20 protein-coding genes are annotated in these 19,938 nt (G+C 54.0%); 12 read left to right on the plus strand and 8 right to left on the minus strand.

Annotated features, from left to right (window positions below):
- The first annotated feature begins 176 nt into the window (after window positions 1-176).
- From D5398_RS21290 to D5398_RS21300, 3 genes are all read left to right on the plus strand, one after another.
- Window positions 177-665, plus strand: coding sequence for a hypothetical protein (locus D5398_RS21290; RefSeq protein ID WP_120509412.1), 489 nt, complete (start codon window positions 177-179; stop codon window positions 663-665).
- A gap of 60 nt (window positions 666-725) precedes the next feature.
- On the plus strand, window positions 726-1,211 hold the full coding sequence (locus D5398_RS21295; protein WP_120509413.1) for a GNAT family N-acetyltransferase: 486 nt from the start codon (window positions 726-728) through the stop codon (window positions 1,209-1,211).
- Window positions 1,212-1,590: 379 nt separating this feature from the next.
- Window positions 1,591-2,442, plus strand: a complete 852-nt coding sequence (locus D5398_RS21300) for an aldo/keto reductase (RefSeq protein WP_120509414.1) — start codon at window positions 1,591-1,593, stop codon at window positions 2,440-2,442.
- 17 nt (window positions 2,443-2,459) lie between these two features.
- Here D5398_RS21300 and D5398_RS21305 read toward each other — a convergent pair whose 3' ends face one another.
- Window positions 2,460-3,353, minus strand: a complete 894-nt coding sequence (locus D5398_RS21305; protein WP_120509415.1) for a LysR family transcriptional regulator — start codon at window positions 3,351-3,353, stop codon at window positions 2,460-2,462.
- A gap of 139 nt (window positions 3,354-3,492) precedes the next feature.
- Between D5398_RS21305 and D5398_RS21310 the strand changes: the two genes are divergently transcribed.
- Window positions 3,493-3,888 (plus strand): acyl-CoA thioesterase, encoded by a 396-nt coding sequence (locus tag D5398_RS21310; protein ID WP_120509416.1) that lies wholly within the window; start codon window positions 3,493-3,495, stop codon window positions 3,886-3,888.
- 47 nt (window positions 3,889-3,935) lie between these two features.
- Here D5398_RS21310 and D5398_RS21315 read toward each other — a convergent pair whose 3' ends face one another.
- The 6 genes from D5398_RS21315 to D5398_RS21340 all read right to left on the minus strand — a co-directional run bounded on the left by D5398_RS21315 (window position 3,936) and on the right by D5398_RS21340 (window position 10,311).
- Window positions 3,936-4,538 carry a TetR/AcrR family transcriptional regulator gene (locus D5398_RS21315; protein WP_120509417.1) on the minus strand — a complete coding sequence of 201 codons (603 nt, stop codon included), beginning with the start codon at window positions 4,536-4,538 and terminating at the stop codon, window positions 3,936-3,938.
- Window positions 4,539-4,693: 155 nt separating this feature from the next.
- Complete coding sequence (locus D5398_RS21320) at window positions 4,694-5,374, minus strand: type 1 glutamine amidotransferase domain-containing protein (RefSeq protein ID WP_120509418.1); 681 nt, start codon at window positions 5,372-5,374, stop codon at window positions 4,694-4,696.
- A gap of 252 nt (window positions 5,375-5,626) precedes the next feature.
- Window positions 5,627-6,937, minus strand: a complete 1,311-nt coding sequence (gene hisD, locus D5398_RS21325) for a histidinol dehydrogenase (RefSeq protein ID WP_120509419.1) — start codon at window positions 6,935-6,937, stop codon at window positions 5,627-5,629.
- Between the two features lie 3 nt (window positions 6,938-6,940).
- Window positions 6,941-8,080, minus strand: a complete 1,140-nt coding sequence (locus D5398_RS21330; protein WP_120509420.1) for a nuclear transport factor 2 family protein — start codon at window positions 8,078-8,080, stop codon at window positions 6,941-6,943.
- 192 nt (window positions 8,081-8,272) lie between these two features.
- A complete protein-coding gene (locus D5398_RS21335; RefSeq protein ID WP_120509421.1) occupies window positions 8,273-9,244 on the minus strand; it encodes a nuclear transport factor 2 family protein in 972 nt (323 codons plus the stop codon).
- The gene (locus tag D5398_RS21340) at window positions 9,241-10,311 is read right to left on the minus strand and encodes a LacI family DNA-binding transcriptional regulator (protein ID WP_120509422.1); all 1,071 of its coding nucleotides are present in this window, start codon (window positions 10,309-10,311) and stop codon (window positions 9,241-9,243) included. The genes D5398_RS21335 and D5398_RS21340 overlap by 4 nt, the downstream gene beginning before the upstream one ends.
- Window positions 10,312-10,691: 380 nt before the next feature.
- On the opposite strand from D5398_RS21340, the gene D5398_RS21345 reads away from it, so the two are divergent.
- The 6 genes from D5398_RS21345 to D5398_RS21370 all read left to right on the plus strand — a co-directional run bounded on the left by D5398_RS21345 (window position 10,692) and on the right by D5398_RS21370 (window position 16,846).
- A complete protein-coding gene (locus D5398_RS21345; RefSeq protein ID WP_120509423.1) occupies window positions 10,692-11,942 on the plus strand; it encodes an MFS transporter in 1,251 nt (416 codons plus the stop codon).
- 88 nt (window positions 11,943-12,030) lie between these two features.
- Complete coding sequence (gene hisD, locus D5398_RS21350; RefSeq protein WP_120509424.1) at window positions 12,031-13,362, plus strand: histidinol dehydrogenase; 1,332 nt, start codon at window positions 12,031-12,033, stop codon at window positions 13,360-13,362.
- Window positions 13,362-14,129 (plus strand): SDR family NAD(P)-dependent oxidoreductase, encoded by a 768-nt coding sequence (locus tag D5398_RS21355; protein ID WP_120509425.1) that lies wholly within the window; start codon window positions 13,362-13,364, stop codon window positions 14,127-14,129. The genes hisD (D5398_RS21350) and D5398_RS21355 overlap by 1 nt, the downstream gene beginning before the upstream one ends.
- The gene (locus tag D5398_RS21360; protein WP_162940807.1) at window positions 14,126-14,884 is read left to right on the plus strand and encodes an alpha/beta fold hydrolase; all 759 of its coding nucleotides are present in this window, start codon (window positions 14,126-14,128) and stop codon (window positions 14,882-14,884) included. Before D5398_RS21355 ends, D5398_RS21360 begins: the two co-directional genes overlap by 4 nt.
- The gene (locus D5398_RS21365) at window positions 14,865-15,656 is read left to right on the plus strand and encodes an HpcH/HpaI aldolase family protein (RefSeq protein ID WP_120509427.1); all 792 of its coding nucleotides are present in this window, start codon (window positions 14,865-14,867) and stop codon (window positions 15,654-15,656) included. The genes D5398_RS21360 and D5398_RS21365 overlap by 20 nt, the downstream gene beginning before the upstream one ends.
- Before the next feature lie 23 nt (window positions 15,657-15,679).
- On the plus strand, window positions 15,680-16,846 hold the full coding sequence (locus D5398_RS21370) for a cupin domain-containing protein (RefSeq protein WP_120509428.1): 1,167 nt from the start codon (window positions 15,680-15,682) through the stop codon (window positions 16,844-16,846).
- A gap of 111 nt (window positions 16,847-16,957) precedes the next feature.
- Here D5398_RS21370 and D5398_RS21375 read toward each other — a convergent pair whose 3' ends face one another.
- Window positions 16,958-17,446, minus strand: a complete 489-nt coding sequence (locus D5398_RS21375) for an Lrp/AsnC family transcriptional regulator (RefSeq protein ID WP_120509429.1) — start codon at window positions 17,444-17,446, stop codon at window positions 16,958-16,960.
- Between the two features lie 180 nt (window positions 17,447-17,626).
- Here D5398_RS21375 and D5398_RS21380 point away from each other — a divergent pair, with 180 nt between their 5' ends.
- Together D5398_RS21380 and umuC are read left to right on the plus strand one after the other, a co-directional pair.
- Window positions 17,627-18,514, plus strand: a complete 888-nt coding sequence (locus D5398_RS21380) for a DMT family transporter (RefSeq protein WP_208646044.1) — start codon at window positions 17,627-17,629, stop codon at window positions 18,512-18,514.
- Between the two features lie 156 nt (window positions 18,515-18,670).
- Window positions 18,671-19,936, plus strand: a complete 1,266-nt coding sequence (umuC, locus tag D5398_RS21385; RefSeq protein WP_120509431.1) for a translesion error-prone DNA polymerase V subunit UmuC — start codon at window positions 18,671-18,673, stop codon at window positions 19,934-19,936.
- Window positions 19,937-19,938 lie beyond the last annotated feature (2 nt).

Raw genomic sequence — 19,938 nt, forward strand, 5'->3', positions numbered from 1 at the left:
ACATTGCGGGCGGGATGTTGCTAATTGCTTTTTCTCTGCACAGCCTGATCCCGTAATTCATCATTTATAGCGACAACTTCCGCTCTTGGCTCACAGCAGCCCAAAAGAATTTTATTGGGCTGCTATGAGCGATAATCTGTTGTGCTATATGACGCTGTTTAAGGAGCGTGCAAAATATGTTCGACCATACTATCCATCCCGAAGTCGCCGAATGGTTTGCAAGGTTCGGTATCGCCGAGGTGTCATATAGCGGATGTTCCGTCGACCTAACCAACGAACCACCTGAGCATTGGTTTTACAAGCGCAACAAGTTGCGGCCTGAAAGCCTGAAACTGGATTTGCGCATCCCATCTAACGGAAACTGGTTGGTCGACCTATCGCGTCATGACAAGCTTTTCAACATTCAGTGGCGCCCGGATGATGACTTGCGCATCGAGTCGGAGCAACTGCGTTACCGAAAATTAATCAAATGGCCCCGACTATCGAGCCTCATGGATTTTCCCCTGCTGGCTGGGCAACTGGAGCAATGCCTGGATGTGCGCTTCCTGCGACATGCCAATTTCGGAGCGCGCTTGCTCGAACCCGAGGTGCTGTCGTGCAATTCCAAAATCCGTCAATGGTTATCACCCTGCGCCGACACTTTTGGATGGAACAGAAAAAGATAATTTGGAAACGGTGTGTCCCATCCCCCGTTTTGGCTGATGCTTTCATTAGCAGGATGCTTTATGTTGGTTACACTCATCCTGCAGGGTATAACCATGATAACAGTAGAGAAATCAGATCCATTTTCTTCAGAATCCCATCGCTTAATCGAAATGCTGTCAGCAGAACTTGCCGCTATAACTGGTGATACCGGCAAAAGTAATTTCACCGTTGAAGCAATGAGTGATGACAAAGCTTTATGGGCATTAGCAAAGAATTCTCATGGCAAAGCGATAGGATGCGGTGCTATACGGCCATTAACGCAAAATATAGCCGAGCTTAAAAGAATGTTTTCAGACCGAAGTGTGTCAGGGATTGGCAATGCTTTACTCGCTTTTCTTGAAACATCTGCAAAAGAGATGGGATATACCGAACTTAGGCTGGAAACCCGACTCATCAACTATCGGGCTGTAAATTTCTACGAGAAAAATGGTTATATCCGTATTGAGAATTACGGCCCATATATAGGCAGGACAGAAGCTGTCTGTTTCTCAAAGTCATTGCACTGATTTTCTTCACAGGATCTGTCGTCCGCTCCTGCAACATACCTCTTCCCGACGAGAAACCTGCAGGCGCGTCTCACAGAATGCTGGCGCCCTGCTCTTCAGGCTTTCCGCTATCTCCCCTCAATGCCAATTAATCCCACCAAACATAATAATCCTCCGCCTCAGGACTGACGCGCCATTTTCTCGATCTTAAGCTTTACCGTCCTCAACAATCTTCGCCGGATCCAGCCGCTGCCTGATCTGATGGCCAGCCGCACCCTCGTATTACCACTCCCTGAAATCACTCATGAATAATGCTGATAAACCCTAGTTTATTACCCTGACTAATCAACTAAATCAGCCTGCGTTATGCTTTTCTGCACAACAGCAAAAGGAAAACGTGATGCAAACAATCAAACTGAACAACGGTATCGAAATGCCCCTGCTGGGCTTTGGTGTTTTCCAGATGACGGACGCCGCTGAGTGTGAGCGCGCGGTGATTGATGCCATCGAAACGGGTTATCGCCTGATTGATACCGCCGCTTCCTACCAGAATGAAACTCAGGTAGGGAATGCACTGAAGCAAAGCGGTATTACCAGAGATGAGCTATTTATTACCACAAAATTGTGGTTGCAGGACACCCGCTACGAAGGAGCAAAAGCGCAGTTTGAACGTTCGCTCAACCGGTTGCAGCTCGATTATGTCGATTTATATCTAATTCACCAGCCCTATGGCGACGTGCATGGCGCATGGCATGCGATGGAAGAGTTGCAGCAGGCAGGAAAAATCCGTGCGATTGGGGTCAGTAACTTCCAGCCGGATCGTCTGGCGGATCTGATGGCCTTTAACAACGTGGTTCCGGCCGTTAACCAGATTGAAGTGAACCCGTTCAACCAGCAATTACACGCGGTGCCGTGGATGCTGTCGCGCGGGATCCAACCGGAAGCCTGGGCGCCTTTTGCGGAAGGCAAAAACGGTTTGTTCCAGAATCCGCTGCTGGCCGCTATCGGGGAGAAACACGGTAAAAGCGTCGGTCAGGTGGTCCTGCGATGGATTTTCCAGCGCGGTATTGTCTCGCTGGCAAAATCTGTGCGCAAAGAACGAATGGAAGAAAATATTCAGATACTCGACTTCGAACTGAGCCCTGAGGAAATGAACAAAATCACCGCGATGGACACCGCTACCAGTATGTTCTTCTCGCACCGTGATCCGGCGAGGGTTGAATGGCTGACCGCCCGTAAACTGGATGTCTGATCCCGTCTGACCTGACATCAGCCGGTGTAGCGCAACACGTCAATCATCAGCGCAAACGCCGGCGGATGTTGTTTTCTGCTCGGGTAATAAAGGTAATAGCCCGGAAACGTTGGGCACCAGGCATCCAGCACCTGGATAAGTTCACCCGATTTTACCTGCTCCTCAACCATATCTTCCGGCACGCAGGCAAGTCCGAACCCTGACAGCGCTGCGTCGATTCTTTCTGACAGAAAATTAAACGTCAGTTGCCCTTCCACACGAACCCGCAACGGTTTTCCCTCTTTCTCGAATTCCCAGTGATACAGGCCACCGGCGGTCGGCAGGCGCATGTTGATGCATTTGTGAAATTGCAGCTCATGCGGGGTCTGCGGAACACCATTCGCGGCGAAATAGTCCGGAGAACCGATGACGACCATACGAAAATCGGGACCGATGCGCACGGCCACCATATCCTTATCTACACTCTCGCCCAGACGCACCCCGGCATCGTAGCGACCATCGACAATATTGACGAACCCGTTATCCACCCGCAGTTCGACATTAATCTCGGGGTATTCTTTTAAAAACGGCTTCAGTTTTGGCCACAACAAGTTTCTTGCGGAATGCTCCCCCGCCGAAATACGTATATTGCCGGAAGTTGGGCCATTAAGCTGAACAAGCGTTTCCAGCTCCTGCTCCAGATCCGCAAGTCGCGGTTCCAGACAGGCAATAATCTTTTCGCCGATTTCAGTCGGTGCCACACTTCGGGTAGTACGGGTCAAAAGGCGGATATTTAAACGTTCTTCCAGCGCCTTAACGGCATGACTGAGCGCAGACTGCGAAACCCCCAGCTTACCCGCTGCTTTGGTAAAACTTCGTTCTCTCGCAACGACCAGAAAAATTTGCAGCTCGTTGAAGTTTTCTTTCAGCATGGGTTCTTTCCTTTAGTCACCGGCTCCCGTAAAGGGAATCATCATCTTATATCCTGAAACACGTTGGTTTTTACCAAAAGACCTGACTGTTGTATATATGATGCCCCGTTTAAAAATTTCTCAGGCTAAGGTGCATCAGATGTTTTCTAAGCATTATGAAGTAGATGAAAACCATATCGATTTTCAGGGTGTCGTGGACGGTTTGTATTACCCCTTCTACATGGAATGGACGCGTCATGCTTACATGCGGGAAGCGCTGGGGATTGATATCGAAGCGGAGTTTGCTCAGGGCAATATGTACATGGTGCTGGAATATTCCCTGCGCTTTCGTAAAAGCCTGCAAAAAGGCGACCAGGTTGAAGTGACCTGCGAACTGGCGCGCAATGAGAAGCGTAACCGCGTTAACTTCGTACAGCAGATCAAAGTGGAAGGTGTGGTGTTTGCCGAAGCCACTTTCGTGGCGACCTGTCTGACTAACGGACGTCCTTCGATGCCGGATGCGGTGAAGAACGCGCTGGCTCAGCTGCCGGAATAAACCTCTTCGCGAAAGCATGTCAGGCACACAGGTGGCTGGCATTCTTTTCAGGCGATGTGAATGATTTTTTGCGTCGTCGCCATCGCGGAATCGAACGGGCTCATGTTGCGGACAATCTTGACCATCACACTGGCTCCCAGCCACAGCTGATACAAACTTTCAGCCACTGTGCCGGGGGTATCATCAATGGTCAGCGATCCCTCAGCCACGCCGGTTTCTAATGCCTGCGCCAGCCGCGAGATAATTCCCGACGTCCCGGACAATAGCGTTAAACGCATCGTGTCAGAAAGATCCGCGACTTCCGCACCCAGTTTCACGGCAAGGCACTTGCCCTGACAGTCGGAAAATGACTGAGATTCCTGCCATAGCTGCCAGTAATTCATCAGCCGCTGCGCCATATTCAGTCCGGGCTGGCTCAGCGCGCGGTCGAGATCAGCCAGATAATCTTCAAAATAACGCTCAAGCATCCCCACACCAAATGCCTCTTTCGAGCCAAAATAGTGATAGAAAGACCCTTTAGGCACGCCCGCGTCTTTGAGAATTTCATTCAGTCCGACAGCAGAAAAACCCTTTCCGGCCATAATGCGCTGGCCAGTTGCAAGGATGTGCTCGCGGACGTCATTGTTATGGTGTTGAGTTGCAGTTGTCATAGGCTGAATTTACCAAAAAACTAGACCAGTCGTCTATGAGCGAATGGCTGGACACTATTATTTATGACCCTGCTCCCGCTCATCCCGCAACATCAACATGTTGAAACACGCTCAGCGGAGTGACAGTAAAGCCCGCCACCCCGCGTGAAGAGCCTTTATACACTCAGCTGTTTAATCAACAGTTCAGCGGCTTTTGCTGAAGAACCCGGATTCTGACCGGTGATCAGCAATCCGTCGATCACCACATAAGAACCCCAGTCCGGACCTTTGGAATAGATACCGCCTTTGGCGATCAGCTCATCTTCCACCAGGAAAGGCACCACGTTGGTCAGGCCCACCGCTTCCTCTTCGGTGTTGGTAAAGCCGGTCACTTTTTTACCTTCGACCAGTGGTTTTCCGGCAGGCGTTTTCACGTGGCGCAGTACGCCCGGTGCGTGACAAACCAGCGCGACAGGCTTGTCTGCCGCCAGAAATGCTTCAATCAGGGCGATGGAGTTTTTATCTTCTGCCAGATCCCACAACGGGCCGTGGCCACCAGGATAGAAAACGGCGTCATAATCCGCCTGTGAAACGCTGTCGAGACGCACCGTGGAGGCAAGCTGAGCGGTTGCCTGCGCGTCGGCTTCGAAGCGATGCGTCTGCTCAGTCTGGAAATCAGGTTCATTGCTTTTTGGATCCAGCGGCGGGTTGCCACCGTTTGGCGAAGCCAGCGTAATTTCTGCCCCGGCATCTTTAAATGCGTAGTAAGGCGCGGCCAGTTCTTCCAGCCAGAAACCCGTTTTACGGCCTGTATTGCCCAGTTTGTCGTGTGAGGTGAGAACCATAAGAATCTTCATAGCAAATCTCCAGCGTGCAGAATTATTATTGAATTAGACCAGTCGTCTATTCATTGGATAAAAAAATAACCGAACAGACATTGGATCCGGCCAGAACGGAAAGCGTGTGATATCGCCCGCCTGCCGTAACCTTGACGCTAAGCTAACAACTATTAGACCAGTCGTCTAGTGGTATTTTAAAATCTTTTTAAACTCACCGCTAAGCCAATGCCTCCACTGACTTAACGGTGATCTGATTTTTGATAAACGCGGTTACTGGTCGCATTTTCCGCCGGTGATGAGATCGATATCCTGCGGGCGCAGGCGGATCTCAGCGGCGCGGCGGTGTGCCTGCATACCTTCGGTGCGGCTCTGACGAACGGCGGGTTCGGCGACTGAGGCAATGCCGTGGTCGTCGATCCACTGATGTGTACAGATTTTCACATACGCCCCCACCCACAGGCCGCCGGTATATCGCGCGGCGGCCATCGTCGGCAGCGTATGGTTGGTGCCGCAACATTTATCCGAGAACACCACGCTGGCATTTTGTCCGATAAACAGCGAACCATAATTGCGGATTTTACCGGCAGTGGCATGAGGATCGCGGGTATGCACCTGCAAATGCTCCGTCGCTATGTGGTCGGCCCAGGCAATCAGCTGTTCTTCATCCTGACACACCACAATTTCGCCCTGCCGCTTCCAGGCTTCGCCAGCCGTCGCGGCGGTAGGCAGCGTCTCCAGCTGCCTTTCGATTTCAGCCAGCGTTTCACTGGCGATGCGCGGGCTGGTCGTTGCCATGCCGACGCGGGTATGAATGTCATGCTCGGCCTGCGCGAGCAGATCAGCAGCCAGCATACGCGGGTCGGCGCTGTCATCGGTAATGACATAGATCTCACTTGGCCCCGCCAGCGCGTCGATGCCCACTTTTCCGAATACCTGCCGTTTCGCTTCATTCACAAAAGCATTGCCCGGCCCGACAACTTTATCCACCGCCGGAACAGACTCCGTGCCCCACGCCATGGCTGCAATCGCCTGCGCGCCACCCACTTTGAAGATGCGGTGCGCGCCCGCCAGATGACAAATCGCGATCATCGCCGGATGAGCGCCCGGCGGCAGACAGGCGATGATCTCATCACAGCCTGCCACCACCGCCGGAACGATGGACATCACCGGTGCCGACAAAATCGGGTATCGCCCGCCGGGGACATAACATCCCACCGTCTGAATAGGAATAATGCGGTGCCCGAGATGCACACCCGGCAGTGTCTCCACTTCAAGAGGTTTCATGGTTGCCAGCTGCGCCTCGGCAAACCGCTTTACCTGGGCAATGGCAAACTCACTGTCCTTGCGGGTCTGCGGATCAAGATCTGCCAGCGCACGTTCAATTTCCGCTTCCGACACTTCAAATTGGTCCGGCGTTGTCTGGTCGAACTTCGCAGAGTACTCGCGCAGTGCCGCATCGCCACGCGTGCGCACCTGTTCAATAATCTGATGAACGGTTTCGGTCAGCGACCGGTCTGCCTGCGCATCCTGCCCCTGCGGGCGTTTAAGAAACTGCACATCATCCGCATTAATCTTGCCCATGACTTACTCCTCCATTTGTCCCAGTTTGATTTGCGCCAGCAGTGCCAGATGGTCGTACACCACCCATTCGTCGATGATTTTGCCTTTCACAATGTGGTAATGAGACATCCCCATCACGAACAGACGCTCGCCGGTCGGTTTACCCAGCTCGCCATAACCGAGGTGATGCCCTTCCATAATCCAACGCACCGCCACTTTGGTGCCGCCTTCTTCACAGGGATTAGAACAGATATGCTGCGGCATCCACGCGCCGTCAGGGATCATGCCGATCAGTGCCAGTGTCTGATGGATCACCGCCGCCTGACCGTATAACTCTTTCAGTAACGGGCCGTGCCACTGCACGTTTGGCGCGTAGACATCTTTGATTTTGCCCAGCATGCGGCGGTTATAGATTTCGTGCAGCCAGCGCAGGCACTGTTCTTCGGTATCGGTATGCGCGATAGAGACATCACATTCCATTTCAGGCGGATACTGCCCGACCATACGGCGGTTCTCGCCGATATCGGTCACGCGGAAACCTTTATCGAACTGCTCTTTCGCCATATCGTAAGCAATGACATCGGTATCCAGGCCGAGCTGCTTCATCACCGACATGTTGTCGCTGACCACCCACTCACGGTAAATTTTATTCTCGTGGATCATGCAGTCAGCGACGGTACGGGTAACAAACGTACGCTGCGTCGGTTTGCCGAGATGGCTGTGTTGCGTGTGGCGGCCCGTGCCGGTCACCAGATGCGAGGTATAGAACCCATCGACGTCATTGCCGTTCCAGATAACCTGCGTGGCCATGCCGCGACGCTCCGGGAATGCCACCAGACGTTGCAGAGTGTCATGAACCACCTGCTCGCGGTTATACATCGTGCCGAGTGCATTATATAAAACGCAGTTGTGGGTGTAGTGGGTATAAATTAATCCAACATCCCGTTCATCCCATATTTTATGGGTGCATCGCACGATGTAATCAACAATATCGGTATAACAGTCATCAAAACCTCTTAATGATTGCGCGCGCGGACGTTTCTCCGGCACTAAATCAACAAAGTCGCGACGCTCAACCTGTAATACAGATTCTTCACGTGCGGATTTAGTATTCGTTTTCTCAGCAACTACCGGTGTTTTATTTGTAGCTTCGGTTGAAGACATATAACCTCCTGCGTTGTTTTGATGCGCCGCGCTAATACCCGGCACTGTTATTTAGGGATGAAGAACTCCCTCACCAGAAAATGGCGATAATGCGTTTACGTTATTCAGACAACAGTCACCCGCTGATAAATTAAATGATTTATCAGATAATGATTTTAAGGGGGAAATCCCCCTTAATTAAATAAAGAGCGGTTAATTAAAAATTTGTGACCAGATGGCAAGTTCATCCACGCCAAGATATTCCCGGATAATCAGTCCGTCACGTAATTCCAGCTGGCTGATCCCGGTGATGGCGACCGGGCGGCGCGTCGGCGTTCCAAATTTTCCATAGCCGTCGTGCCAAGTGAGCATCGACCAGCGCAGTGACAGACGGATCGGCTCGTTAGCATCACGGCGCACAATCAGATGATGCAGTTGCGTTTCACAATCGGCGAATGACGCCCGGTAACCGGATAAATAGCCGCCGATATCCTGTTCACCGGTGCGCAACACATGCCCCGGCCCGTGCAGGGTGGCAGCTGGATGATATAACCCCGGCACTACGCCGCTGTTACCGCCCGCCCACATCGACAGATAACGTTCCACCAGCCCGGCCAGCGGTCCTTCGACGTCATCCCCTTCCGGACCGCCTGCCCAGCGAGCATCCATTTCTTCCGGCGACACATTCTCAAGTCCGGCTTCCCGGCGCACCCGCGCCAGCTGTTGGGCAAAATCACGCACATCCAGACCAATCTGTGAAACGATGGCCGCGCGATCCTGCAATAACCACTCCTGACGCACCGCGCCATGGGCACAAACGCGATCGGCCCACGTCCGCACCCACACGGATTTACCGCTCGGATGCCCGAAAAAGCCTTCGCCCTGATGCTGGATACAGGCCAGCGTGCGTTGCGCGGCGTAATATTCATCGTGCGGTGTGTGAGAACACAAAATATCTTCGGTCAGCACCGTGCGCTGCGGAAAACTGTGCATCGCTTCCAGCGTCAGGCGCATAAACTGTGAGAGATCGTTCAGCTGCTTCTCGGGAGTGTGAAACACCACCGGATTGGCATAGAAATCAGCCAGCTGGCCTATGTCCTTCTGCTCCCAGACAACATGGGTCAGCGTGAGGATAAATTGCTGTATCGAATCAAACTGTGGGCTAAACCCTGGCAACCTGCTCATTCAACCTCCTGCGGCTGGAACAATGACAATCCCTCTTTCTCGACCACGCCAAAATGTGGACGTCGCGCGGAATGGCGGACGATCAGCGCACCGGTGACCACCACCTGCTCCGGCTCAATATTTTCGCTTTCGATCTGTTTCATCAGCAGCGCGACCGTCGCCGTCACCATCGCCGTCACCGGCTGTGAGGCGGAGGTTAGCGCGTATGATGGCCAGCCCGACGCGCCGGTATCGTCATAGCCAATCACCGACACATCCTCAGGAATACGCAGACCAAACTCATAGCGGGCGACATCCATCACCGTCAGCGCCATATGATCGTTGGCGGCAAAAATTGCATCAGGCGGTGCAGAGGAAGAGAAGAGTTCCTGCGCCGCACGCGCGGTTTTCTGCGCGTCATAATCGCCCTGCACCACGCGAATATCCTGAACACCCTTTGCCTCAAGCGTACTGACAAACCCCTGCTGACGCGCCAGATTCACCGAGGAATCAGCAACCCCGGCCACGTAAGCAAAGCGTTTATGCTCACCGGCCAGCAGGAATTCTGCGATCTGGCGCGAAGCGGCAACGTTATCGGTATTGACGCTCGACGCGATGCCGGTCTCTTCGCTGCGGTTAAACAGCACCACCGGGATCCCCGCCGCCAGACACTCTTCGGAAAGCTCGAGCGAAAGCGACACGGAAGCCAGTACGATACCATCGACCCGGTACTGCATGATCTGGTCGAAAATCCGGTCCACATTGCCGTCACGATCGCCGACAAACAGCAACAGGTGGTAATTCAGCTCATCGAGCTGTTGCGCCAGCGCTTCCAACACCTGCGGATAAAACTGATTATCAAAATAGGACATCACCACCCCCACAATGCGTGAGCGGGCCGTGTTCAGTGAACGGGCGATGGCATTAGGCCGGTAGCCAATTTCGCGTGCTGCTTTCAGCACCTTTTCACGCGTGGCCGGGGAAATACTGGCCCCCGGCGTGAAGGTTCTCGATACCGCTGACTGTGATACTCCGGCGAGCTGCGCGACATGTTGTGATGTCACGGGCCCAAAAGTCTTACGTTTCATTGCCGCTGTTCCTTATCAACATTCCCGTTATCGCACTAATTTCTACAAACATCTTTTACAAACAGAGTGTTGCATCAGTCTAACGTACCGCGCAGAGAACGCCAGTCTGGCGGTTTACCCCTTCGCAGGAATGTCTGTTTTTTATACTTACACCATCTTTGCATGCGTATGCAACAACCAAAAATCTTTTTTTCACATTTACAATCTTAACCTTTACAAAACTGAAACCTTTTCGTAACTTCAGTTTTTGAATACGTATTCATGCAATGCAAACACGCCGTCAATTTTTACCGGGGACAGGGAGCAGGAACCAAAGGAATGAACCGGTTAATGCCGTACTTGATTGGTCACAACCCATTAATTTTAAGAGGTTTACCACCATGTTTCGTGCACTCTTTAGTCGTTCCGAAGTCAGACTTTTTTTTGCTATCAGTGTGTTATTTTTTATCTGTATCCACAGCATCGATGCGTTTCTGGCACCGATGCTGATCAGCGAAGGCATGCAGCCGGAGATTGTGGGGATCATCATGGGCGCCAGCGGTCTGGCGACGCTGTTCGTGCGTTTTCCCATAGGCATCCTGTCGGATGTGGTGAAAAGCCGGAAGATTTTTATCCAGTTCAGCCTGCTGCTGCCGCTGGTCACCTGGCCGATTGCCTATCTGGAACCGAACGCCGTGACGCTGTATCTGGCGAAAGCCGCTGACGGCTTCACCGCCGCCACCTGGGTGCTATACAACATCCTGTTTATCCGCTATTTCGACCGTAAAGATGCCCCCGCCGCTGTGGCGCTGCTGGCGCTCGCCGGGCCACTGGGTGTATTTCTGGGCAACTGTATCGGTGGTGCGCTGATCCACTTTATCGACAAAAGCATTGGTTACTTTGTGTCGAGCGCAGCGGCGTTACTGGCGCTGATCCTCACCACCCGCATTAAAGAGTTTCACGATGCGGCAAGCGCACCGACGCTGCGAGCCTGTATGACCAGTGCGAAACGCCAGCTGGGTGATCCCTCAGTGTGGCTAATCGGCCTGCTGGCGACCATTGTCATTCTGGTGCCTTTCGCCACCCGCGATACGCTGACGCCGATTTATGCGCAACAGCTCGGCGCAAAAGCCGGGATCCTCACCCTGCTCAGCAACATCCATCTGGTTTTCTACGCACTGGCTATCGCGCTGTGCAGCTCGGTGTTCTACAAACGGCTCGGGCTGGTGAATACCGCGCTGGTGGGCATTGTCTTGCAGGTGATTTCCAGCATCGGCATCCCCTTCACCGCCAATCTTTATGTGATCTACTTCTTGCAGGCGATTGCCGGGTTCTCGTTTGGTATGGCGTTCGCGGTATTTATGTCGCTGAGCGTGGTCAATACCGTTGAGGATGAGCAATCTACGCGCATGGGGCTGTTTCAGACCATCTACTCCTGCGGAATGTTTGTCGGCCCGGTCTTAATGGGGCTGATGCTGCAACACATTAATTTATCTTCCGGCTATTACCTGATTGGTGCCCTGTCCGTGGTGGCCGCCCTGATGACACCGATGGCCGCACGCAGCGTGTATCAGCGGCAGGTAAAGAAACCGGCAGTGCAGAATGAACACGCTCATCTGACACCGGCACAGGATTACGTGAAGAAAGCGTAAACACCCGGCGTTATTTAATTTTCTAATAATTCAATTCACCTGTTTATTCCGGCGGTGTCGCCACGTCTTAAACAGGCAAGGAGATCTCATGGCTCAGTATTTAAAAACCAGCAAATCATTATCTGAACGTCAGCAGGCAAACAAAGAAGTCAGCATCATTGTCGAAAATATTCTGGCGGATATTGAACAACGCGGTGATCAGGCAGTGCGGGAATTATCCATTAAGTTTGATAATTATGACCGTCAGGATTATCGCCTGTCTCAGCATGAAATTAATGCCTGTGTAAAACAGTTAACGCGTCAGAATATTAAAGATATCGAGTTCGCACAGGAGCAGGTATTTAATTTCGCCACTCAGCAACGCGCCTGTTTGTTAGATCTGGAAGTGGAAACCCGTCCTGGCGTTATTCTCGGCCACAAAAATATTCCGATTAATGCCGTCGGCTGCTACGTACCTGGCGGAAAATATCCCCTGCTCGCCTCGGCGCATATGTCGATTATTACCGCGAATGTCGCGGGGTGTTCGCGCATTATCAGCTGCGCCCCGCCGTTTAACGGTCAGCCCGCGCCCGCCATTGTGGCTGCGCAGGCAATGGCAGGCGCAACGGAAATCTACGCATTAGGCGGAATTCAGGCGATTGGCGCGATGGCACTCGGAACACAAACCCTGCAACCGGTCGATATGCTGGTCGGGCCGGGTAACGCTTTCGTAGCCGAAGCCAAGCGCCAGCTGTTTGGCCGCGTGGGGATCGACCTGTTCGCAGGCCCGACCGAAACGCTGGTGATTGCCGATGAAACCGTGGACGCCGAAATGTGTGCCACCGATCTGCTCGGGCAGGCTGAACACGGCGTGACCACACCGGCCATTTTACTGACCAATTCCCTGCAACTCGCCCGTGAAACCCTGCGCGAAGTGGAACGTCTGCTGACGCAACTGCCAACGGCGGACATCGCACGTCAGTCGTGGCGCGATTACGGCGAAGTGATTGTCTGCGACAGCTACGAAGAAATGCTTCAGGAAGCGGATCGCATTGCCTCGGAACACGTTCAGGTGATGACGGACCGGGATGACTGGTTCCTTGCCAACATGACCAACTACGGCGCGCTGTTCCTCGGTCCGCGCACCAACGTCGCTTACGGCGACAAAGTGATCGGCACCAACCACACACTGCCTACGCAGAAAGCCGCACGTTATACCGGCGGTCTGTGGGTCGGTAAATTCATGAAAACCTGCACCTGGCAGAAAGTGGTAAGCGATGAAGCCTCAACGGAAATCGGCAGTTATTGCTCGCGCCTTTGCCAGTTAGAAGGATTTTCCGGCCATGCGGAACAGGCCAACATTCGCGTGCGCCGTTACGGAAATCAGGAAGTGCCTTACGCCGGTTCGGTGCCTGCGGAAGATCTGGGAAAAGCGTCGTGATGGCTGCTCTTCCCCGCTCGCCGGATTTTCGCCTCGACAACCGCCGCGCGCTGGTGACGGGCGGCTCCAGAGGCATCGGTTTCGCTGCAGCGGTGGCGCTCGCCCGCGCAGGTGCAGAGGTGTGGATCATCGCACGCCAGGCGGCGCCGCTGCGGGAAGCGGCTGAACTGGCCGCCACCGGCGGGCTGATGCTGCACACCGTGACGCTGGATATCACCGACACCGCGCAGGTTACGGACACCCTGAGCGGACTTCCTGACTTCGACATTCTGGTGAACAGCGCCGGACTGGCGCGTCATCAGCCGTTTCTGGAAGTCAGCGAGGAAAATTATGATGCCGTGATGGCGCTCAACCTGCGGGCGACGTTTTTCCTGAGTCAGCAGGTCACACGCCGGATGAAACTGCAAGAAATTGCCGGTTCAGTCATTCATATTTCCTCGCAGATGGGGCATGTCGGCGGCCCGGATCGCAGCGTGTATTGCGCGTCTAAATTTGCATTGGAAGGCTTAACCAAAACGATGGCGCTGGAACTTGGCGAGGCCGGTATCCGCGTCAATACGCTTTGCCCCACTTTTATAGAGACCGAACTCTCGCGGGAAAATCTCGCCTCACCCGCGTTCAGCCGTTATGTGCTGGACAACATCAAACTCAAACGTCTCGGCACGCTGGAAGATGTGATGGGGCCGGTGGTGTTTCTGGCGTCAACCGCATCTGCGCTGATCACCGGCGCGTCGCTGATGGTAGACGGAGGATGGACCGCCACATGACCTCACTCATCAGTCCTTTTCCTTTGCTGGATAACCATCAGGTTCCGCTGGTGTTACTGGGCGGAACCTTATGTAACGCACGTCTCTGGCAACCGGTGATCGAACATCTCAATGTCAGCAGCGTGCAGACCATCACGGTCAGCGGTGCGGATTCGGCGAAGGCGCTTTCACAACAGCTTCTGGCTGTGTTGCCGCCGCGCTTTTATCTGGCGGGATTTTCTCTCGGTGCCATCGTGGCACTTGAGATGTTGGCGCAGGCTCCGGAACGGCTCGCCGGACTGGCACTGTTATCGGTGAATCCGCTTTGCGATGCGCCCGCCAATGCTGCTGGCCGCCGGAATGCTGTTCAGGAAGCCGCACTTTCCGGTGTCGGTTCCTGGCTGAGTGCCACCCTTTGGCCGCGTTATGTCGCGCCCGACCGGCTGGAAGACTCGGCCTTACATCACACCATTGTGCAGATGGCGCAGGAATGCGGCACTGAGACCTTTGCCTGTCAGACAGAGATTGCCATTACCCGCGCCGATCACCGTGCGGCACTTTCGGCGTTTACCGCGCCGGTGCTGGTGATAGGCGGCGCTCACGATGTGATTTGTACCGCCGGACATCATCAGGCGGCAGTGTCCGCCGCTCCCCGCGCCCGCGGGTTAACCCTTCCCGACAGCGGGCATTTTCTGCCTTTAGAATCTCCGCAGGCGGTCGCCACCGCACTGCGCAACTGGATACAGGAGTCTTACCATGCGCAAAAATCCGCTTAAAGCGGCGTTCCGCCAGCAGCAGCCAATCATCAACGGCTGGCTGGCCATTCCCTCCGGCTACAGCGCGGAGATCGCCGGACATCAGGGCTACGATTGTGTCACCGTGGATTTACAACACGGCATGATCGACTTCGCCAGCGCGCTGTCGATGTTGCAGGCCATTTCTGCCACGCCCGCCACGCCGCTGGCACGGGTAGGCAGTAATGAACCGGCGCAGATCATGCGGCTGCTGGATGCCGGTGCATGGGGGATTATCTGCCCGATGATTTCCACTCCTGAACAGGCGAAACAGTTTGTCGCAGCCTGCCGTTATCCGCCGCTCGGCAACCGTTCTTTCGGCCCTGCGCGTGCGCTGCTTTATGGCGGGAAGGATTATCCGCAATACGCCAATGAAGAGATCCTGACGCTGGCGATGATTGAGACGCGTGAAGGGCTGGAGCATCTGGATGCCATTCTCGATACCGACGGCCTGGATGGCGTTTTCATCGGCCCGAACGATCTCTCTTTAACGCTCACCGGGCAGGCCAGCGCGGAATCCCAGCATCCTGAGATGCTGGAGGCCATCGAACGCGTTCTGACCCGCTGTCACGCCAATCAAAAACTCGCCGGGATCTTTTGCACCTCCGGAGAGGCCGCTGCCACCCGTCTGGCGCAGGGCTTCCATTTCGTGACCCCCGCCAATGACGTCATGCAGCTGGGTCGCGCTGCACGGGAAGCCATTGCGGCAGCACAGGGTAAAACAGCACCGGTTCGCGGCACATCCGGCTATTAATCAGAAGATTAAGGAGAAAAGACATGCAAAACATCACCCTGACACAAGAAGAAGCACAACGCCGTCTGGTTCGTCCCGAAGATCGCGTTTCCTGTAGTGTGGCGTTCATCGACTGCAAACTCCCCGGCTCACACCTGAAGCAAAATTTTTCCTTCGTCGGCCCCGGCGTCACCCAGTCCGCCTCGCAGGTGGTGAATATCCCTGAAGCGCACGGTTTTAATATTGGTGCGGCGGCGATGCCTAAAGGCGTGACCAACAATCTGCATCTGCATTTCACTGCCGAAGTGTTTCTGATCCACGAAGGCAGCTGGCGTTTTCGCTGGGGCGCTCAGGGCGAACATGAAGCCGAATTCAGCGCACCGGCCATTTTGTCGATCCCGACCTGGATTTTCCGCGGCTTTACTAACGTCAGTCCGCAGGAGACCAGCGGACTGGTATTTACCGTCCTCGGCGGTGACAACACCGGCGGGATTATCTGGCATCCGTCGATTCTGGACGCTGCCAGCGAACACGGCCTGTATCTGAGCCGCGACAATATGCTGATTGAAGTCGAAGCGGGCAGCCCGCCACCGGCTAAAGCAGACCTGTTGCCGTCGCTGGCGGCGGAGCATATCGCCGCCCTGCGCGATTATTCCGTTGAGGAGATGAGCCGCCGCGCCGTCACCGGCGAACAGCGCGCCTGGTCAAAAAACGCCCTGCTGGATTCGGCTTTGCCCGGCCACGGAGGAGAACTGGCACCGGTAATTGGTTACGGCATTTCACAGGACAGAAGCTCTGCCCCGCCGATACTCAATCCGCACGGATTTTCCGTTGAGTGGCTGCGTATTTCGAACCAGCATTGCGTCGGACGACACCTCTGCCCGGATGTGCAGGTGCTGATGGTATTTAAGGGAACGCTGGAAGTGACCTATAATCGTGATGGCGAAGAAGTAACCATCGTCGCCGCAGAGGGTTCAGTGGTGTCGGTCCCGGCTAACAGCTGGCGCAGTTATCGTGCTATCGACGGTGAAATGGAAGCCACGCTGACCACCCGCGGGGATCATCGTAAACGTCTTTACTGGGATGCAGACATCATTGCACGGGCGTCTGAGGAAGATCGTTGTGTGGATCCCGACGGCTATATCGCCATCGCCAGCCTTCTGCCATCCACGGCGCGAAGAGCGGGTGATAAAATCGCGCACGCCATCTGACCTCGTTTCTGCGACCTTCAGCCAAACTTTGCACAGGGTTACCCCCAGATTTTGTGGATAACCTTGTGCGGTTGGGATAAGTACAAAAGCACTTCTCCTCTTCTTAACTTATCAGCGTCTTAAATGCCGGGTCGGTAATGCCGTGGTGTATTTGACCTGACTGAGGGCAAAACTTGAGCGGATGCTGGCGACGCCTTCAATCTGTGTGAGACATTCAGTGATCAGCAGCTGATATTTTTGCAGATTTTCCACCACGATCCGCAGCAAAAAGTCTGATTCGCCGGTCATCAGATAACATTCCATCACCTCCGGACGATCGCTGATCGCATCGGTAAAGTGATTCAGCGAGTCTTTGTCTTGCTGCTTCAGAGACACATGCACAAAAACGTTCACTGCCAGCCCGAGGCTGAGCGGATCAACCAGCATGACTGAGCCGCGCAGCACGCCTTTTTCTTTCATCTCCGTCACTCTTCGCCAGCAGGGAGATGCAGACAAACCGATACGCTCGGCTAATTCGGCATTGCTGATATCGGCATTCGTCTGCAGCAGATCCAATATGTGCAGGCTGGTTTCATCCAGCTCAATGGCATTATCAGGCAAAATTATTCTCCATAATCATTTTTACAGAACAGATATACCTATAATAATGATTCCTGCGGGCAATAAGAACAGTTTTTCCGCCATCGGCAAAATAGAATATCCCTCTGATAAAAATAGAGAGTGTTCTGTATGCGCCAGGAAAATAGTTCAGCAATCACCTTAAGCTCCGGCCCTTCCTCAATGAAGGGAACTGTGTGCTGGCTTCTGGTGATGGTGGTGTTGTGGGGGCTGAGCTGGCCTGCAACGAAACTGGCACTCAATGACGTGCCGCCATTGTGGCTCGGGGCTATCCGGTTCGGAAGCGCCGGTGTTTGCCTGTTTATCTTCGTTGCCTTCAAAAAACAGCTGCGTTTGCCCGCGAAAAGTGATTTGCCCATTGTGCTGAGCATCGGGGTGTTACAGATGGTGGTGTTCACCGGTCTGGGCATGATTGCTATGCAATATACCGATACCAGTCATGCGGTTTTACTGGCTTATACGACGCCTTTATGGGGCATCGTCTCTTCCTGGCTGCTGCTGCGCCATACGCCTTCCGCCATACAAATCTGCGCGCTGGTTATCGGTCTGGCAGGCATCGGTTTGATTTGTTCACCGCTGGAAATGGACTGGTCAAAACCCGGCGTGGTAATGGGATGCGCTTTCCTGATCACAGGTGCCATCTCCTGGTCGCTGGTGATTGTGCATGTCAGACACCATAAATGGACGGCGACGCCTCTGTCTCTGGCACCGTGGCAGATGTTGATCGCCACGCTGCCCCTGATTTTTATTGCCCGCCTGATTGACGGTTCCCCGCAGGCCATTCATCTCAGCAAGGGGCTCCTCGGGTTACTCTTTTTCATCGGCCCGATCGCCACGTCCGTTTGCTTCGTGATTTCTTCAGAATATGGCCGGCGGATCAGCGTTTTCGCTATGTCCAACTTCACCCTCGGCGTACCGCTTATCGGCGCGCTGGCGTCGATTGTGTTGCTGGGCACGTCTCTATCGGGCCTGTTTCTCGCCGGTCTGGCGCTAGTTTTCGCCGGGGTATCCATGACCGCATTTTCCTCTGCGAAGCGCCAGCAGGGATAACGAGGTTTTAATACCGCCACGGAAACGGATACTTCTGTGGCGGCACCTTAAGAATTTTCCATTTCCTGCACTTATGATTATACTGTATGCATAACCAGTATTTTATGGATACAGAAAAGATGTGGAAAATGAACCCTGATAAACGGCAGCCGAACCATGTTTGCCCTCGTTGATGTGAATTCCTTTTACGCGAGTTGCGAAACCGTGTTCAGGCCGGATTTGCGCGGACGGCCTGTGATTGTGTTATCGAACAATGACGGCTGCGTGATTGCCCGTAATGCGCTGGCGAAAAAGGCGGGGATCCCGATGGGTGCGCCTTTCTTCAAGGCACGCGACGCGATCCGCCAGCACAACGTGGCGGTGTTTTCGTCCAACTACGCGCTGTATGCCGACATGTCGAACCGCGTGATGGAAACGCTGGAACGGCTGTCACCCGCGGTGGATATTTATTCTATCGACGAGGCCTTTCTGGATATCACCAATATTGAAAACTGCATCTCACTGCATGATTTCGGTAAAGAGGTGCAGAAGACCATCTGGAAAGAGACACATCTGTCAGTCGGCGTGGGGATTGCGCCCACCAAAACGCTGGCAAAACTGGCGAACTTTGCGGCGAAAACCTGGAAAGGCACCGGTGGTGTGCTGGATTTATCGCAGACAGTCCGTCAGCGAAAATTGATGAATCTGGTGCCGGTGGAAGAAGTCTGGGGCGTTGGGCGTCGCATCAGCAAGAAGCTCAACATGCTCGGGATCACCACCGCGCTGCAACTGGCAGACTGCCCTTCTGCGCTGATCCGCAAACATTTCAGCGTGGTACTGGAACGTACCGTGCGCGAGCTGTGCGGCGAATCCTGTCTGGCTTTTGAAGAATCGGTGCCCACCAAGCAGCAGATTATCTGCTCGCGCTCTTTTGGCGAGCGCATTACGGATTATCAGGATATGCGCGAAGCCATCTGCAATTACGCCGTACGGGCAGCGGAAAAACTGCGCGGGGAACATCAGTACTGCCGCTACGTGTCGGCGTTTGTGAAAACCAGTCCGCACGATCCTAAAGTGCCCTATTACAGCAATCATGCGGGGATCAAACTTCTGACACCGACGCAGGACAGCCGCGATATTCTCGCCGCCGCCGTACGCTGTCTCGAGCAAATTTGGAAACCCGGTTATCGCTATCAGAAAGGCGGCGTGATGCTGGGCGACTTTTTCAGTCAGGGCGTCGCTCAGCTGAATCTGTTTGATGAATATCAGCCCAAAAGAAACAGCGAACAACTGATGGCGACGCTGGACGAGATCCACAAAAAAGGCACCGGCAAAGTCTGGTTCGCCGGTCAGGGGATCCAGCGCGGCTGGTCGATGAAACGCGAAATGCTGTCACCGGCCTATACGACAAGGTTTAATGAGCTGGTGAAAGCAAAGGTGTAGTC

This window comes from Rahnella bruchi, from assembly GCF_003614975.1.
GTDB classification, from domain to species: Bacteria; Pseudomonadota; Gammaproteobacteria; order Enterobacterales; family Enterobacteriaceae; genus Rahnella; species Rahnella bruchi.

Bases quoted from the DNA above. Each gene is read 5' to 3' on its own strand.
- D5398_RS21290 (WP_120509412.1), top strand. From the start codon at position 177: ATGTTCGACCATACTATCCATCCCGAAGTCGCCGAATGGTTTGCAAGG.
- D5398_RS21295 (WP_120509413.1), top strand. From the start codon at position 726: ATGTTGGTTACACTCATCCTGCAGGGTATAACCATGATAACAGTAGAG.
- D5398_RS21300 (WP_120509414.1), top strand. From the start codon at position 1,591: ATGCAAACAATCAAACTGAACAACGGTATCGAAATGCCCCTGCTGGGC.
- D5398_RS21305 (WP_120509415.1), bottom strand. From the start codon at position 3,353: ATGCTGAAAGAAAACTTCAACGAGCTGCAAATTTTTCTGGTCGTTGCG.
- D5398_RS21310 (WP_120509416.1), top strand. From the start codon at position 3,493: ATGTTTTCTAAGCATTATGAAGTAGATGAAAACCATATCGATTTTCAG.
- D5398_RS21315 (WP_120509417.1), bottom strand. From the start codon at position 4,538: ATGACAACTGCAACTCAACACCATAACAATGACGTCCGCGAGCACATC.
- D5398_RS21320 (WP_120509418.1), bottom strand. From the start codon at position 5,374: ATGAAGATTCTTATGGTTCTCACCTCACACGACAAACTGGGCAATACA.
- hisD (WP_120509419.1), bottom strand. From the start codon at position 6,937: ATGGGCAAGATTAATGCGGATGATGTGCAGTTTCTTAAACGCCCGCAG.
- D5398_RS21330 (WP_120509420.1), bottom strand. From the start codon at position 8,080: ATGTCTTCAACCGAAGCTACAAATAAAACACCGGTAGTTGCTGAGAAA.
- D5398_RS21335 (WP_120509421.1), bottom strand. From the start codon at position 9,244: ATGAGCAGGTTGCCAGGGTTTAGCCCACAGTTTGATTCGATACAGCAA.
- D5398_RS21340 (WP_120509422.1), bottom strand. From the start codon at position 10,311: ATGAAACGTAAGACTTTTGGGCCCGTGACATCACAACATGTCGCGCAG.
- D5398_RS21345 (WP_120509423.1), top strand. From the start codon at position 10,692: ATGTTTCGTGCACTCTTTAGTCGTTCCGAAGTCAGACTTTTTTTTGCT.
- hisD (WP_120509424.1), top strand. From the start codon at position 12,031: ATGGCTCAGTATTTAAAAACCAGCAAATCATTATCTGAACGTCAGCAG.
- D5398_RS21355 (WP_120509425.1), top strand. From the start codon at position 13,362: ATGGCTGCTCTTCCCCGCTCGCCGGATTTTCGCCTCGACAACCGCCGC.
- D5398_RS21360 (WP_162940807.1), top strand. From the start codon at position 14,126: ATGACCTCACTCATCAGTCCTTTTCCTTTGCTGGATAACCATCAGGTT.
- D5398_RS21365 (WP_120509427.1), top strand. From the start codon at position 14,865: ATGCGCAAAAATCCGCTTAAAGCGGCGTTCCGCCAGCAGCAGCCAATC.
- D5398_RS21370 (WP_120509428.1), top strand. From the start codon at position 15,680: ATGCAAAACATCACCCTGACACAAGAAGAAGCACAACGCCGTCTGGTT.
- D5398_RS21380 (WP_208646044.1), top strand. From the start codon at position 17,627: ATGAAGGGAACTGTGTGCTGGCTTCTGGTGATGGTGGTGTTGTGGGGG.
- umuC (WP_120509431.1), top strand. From the start codon at position 18,671: ATGTTTGCCCTCGTTGATGTGAATTCCTTTTACGCGAGTTGCGAAACC.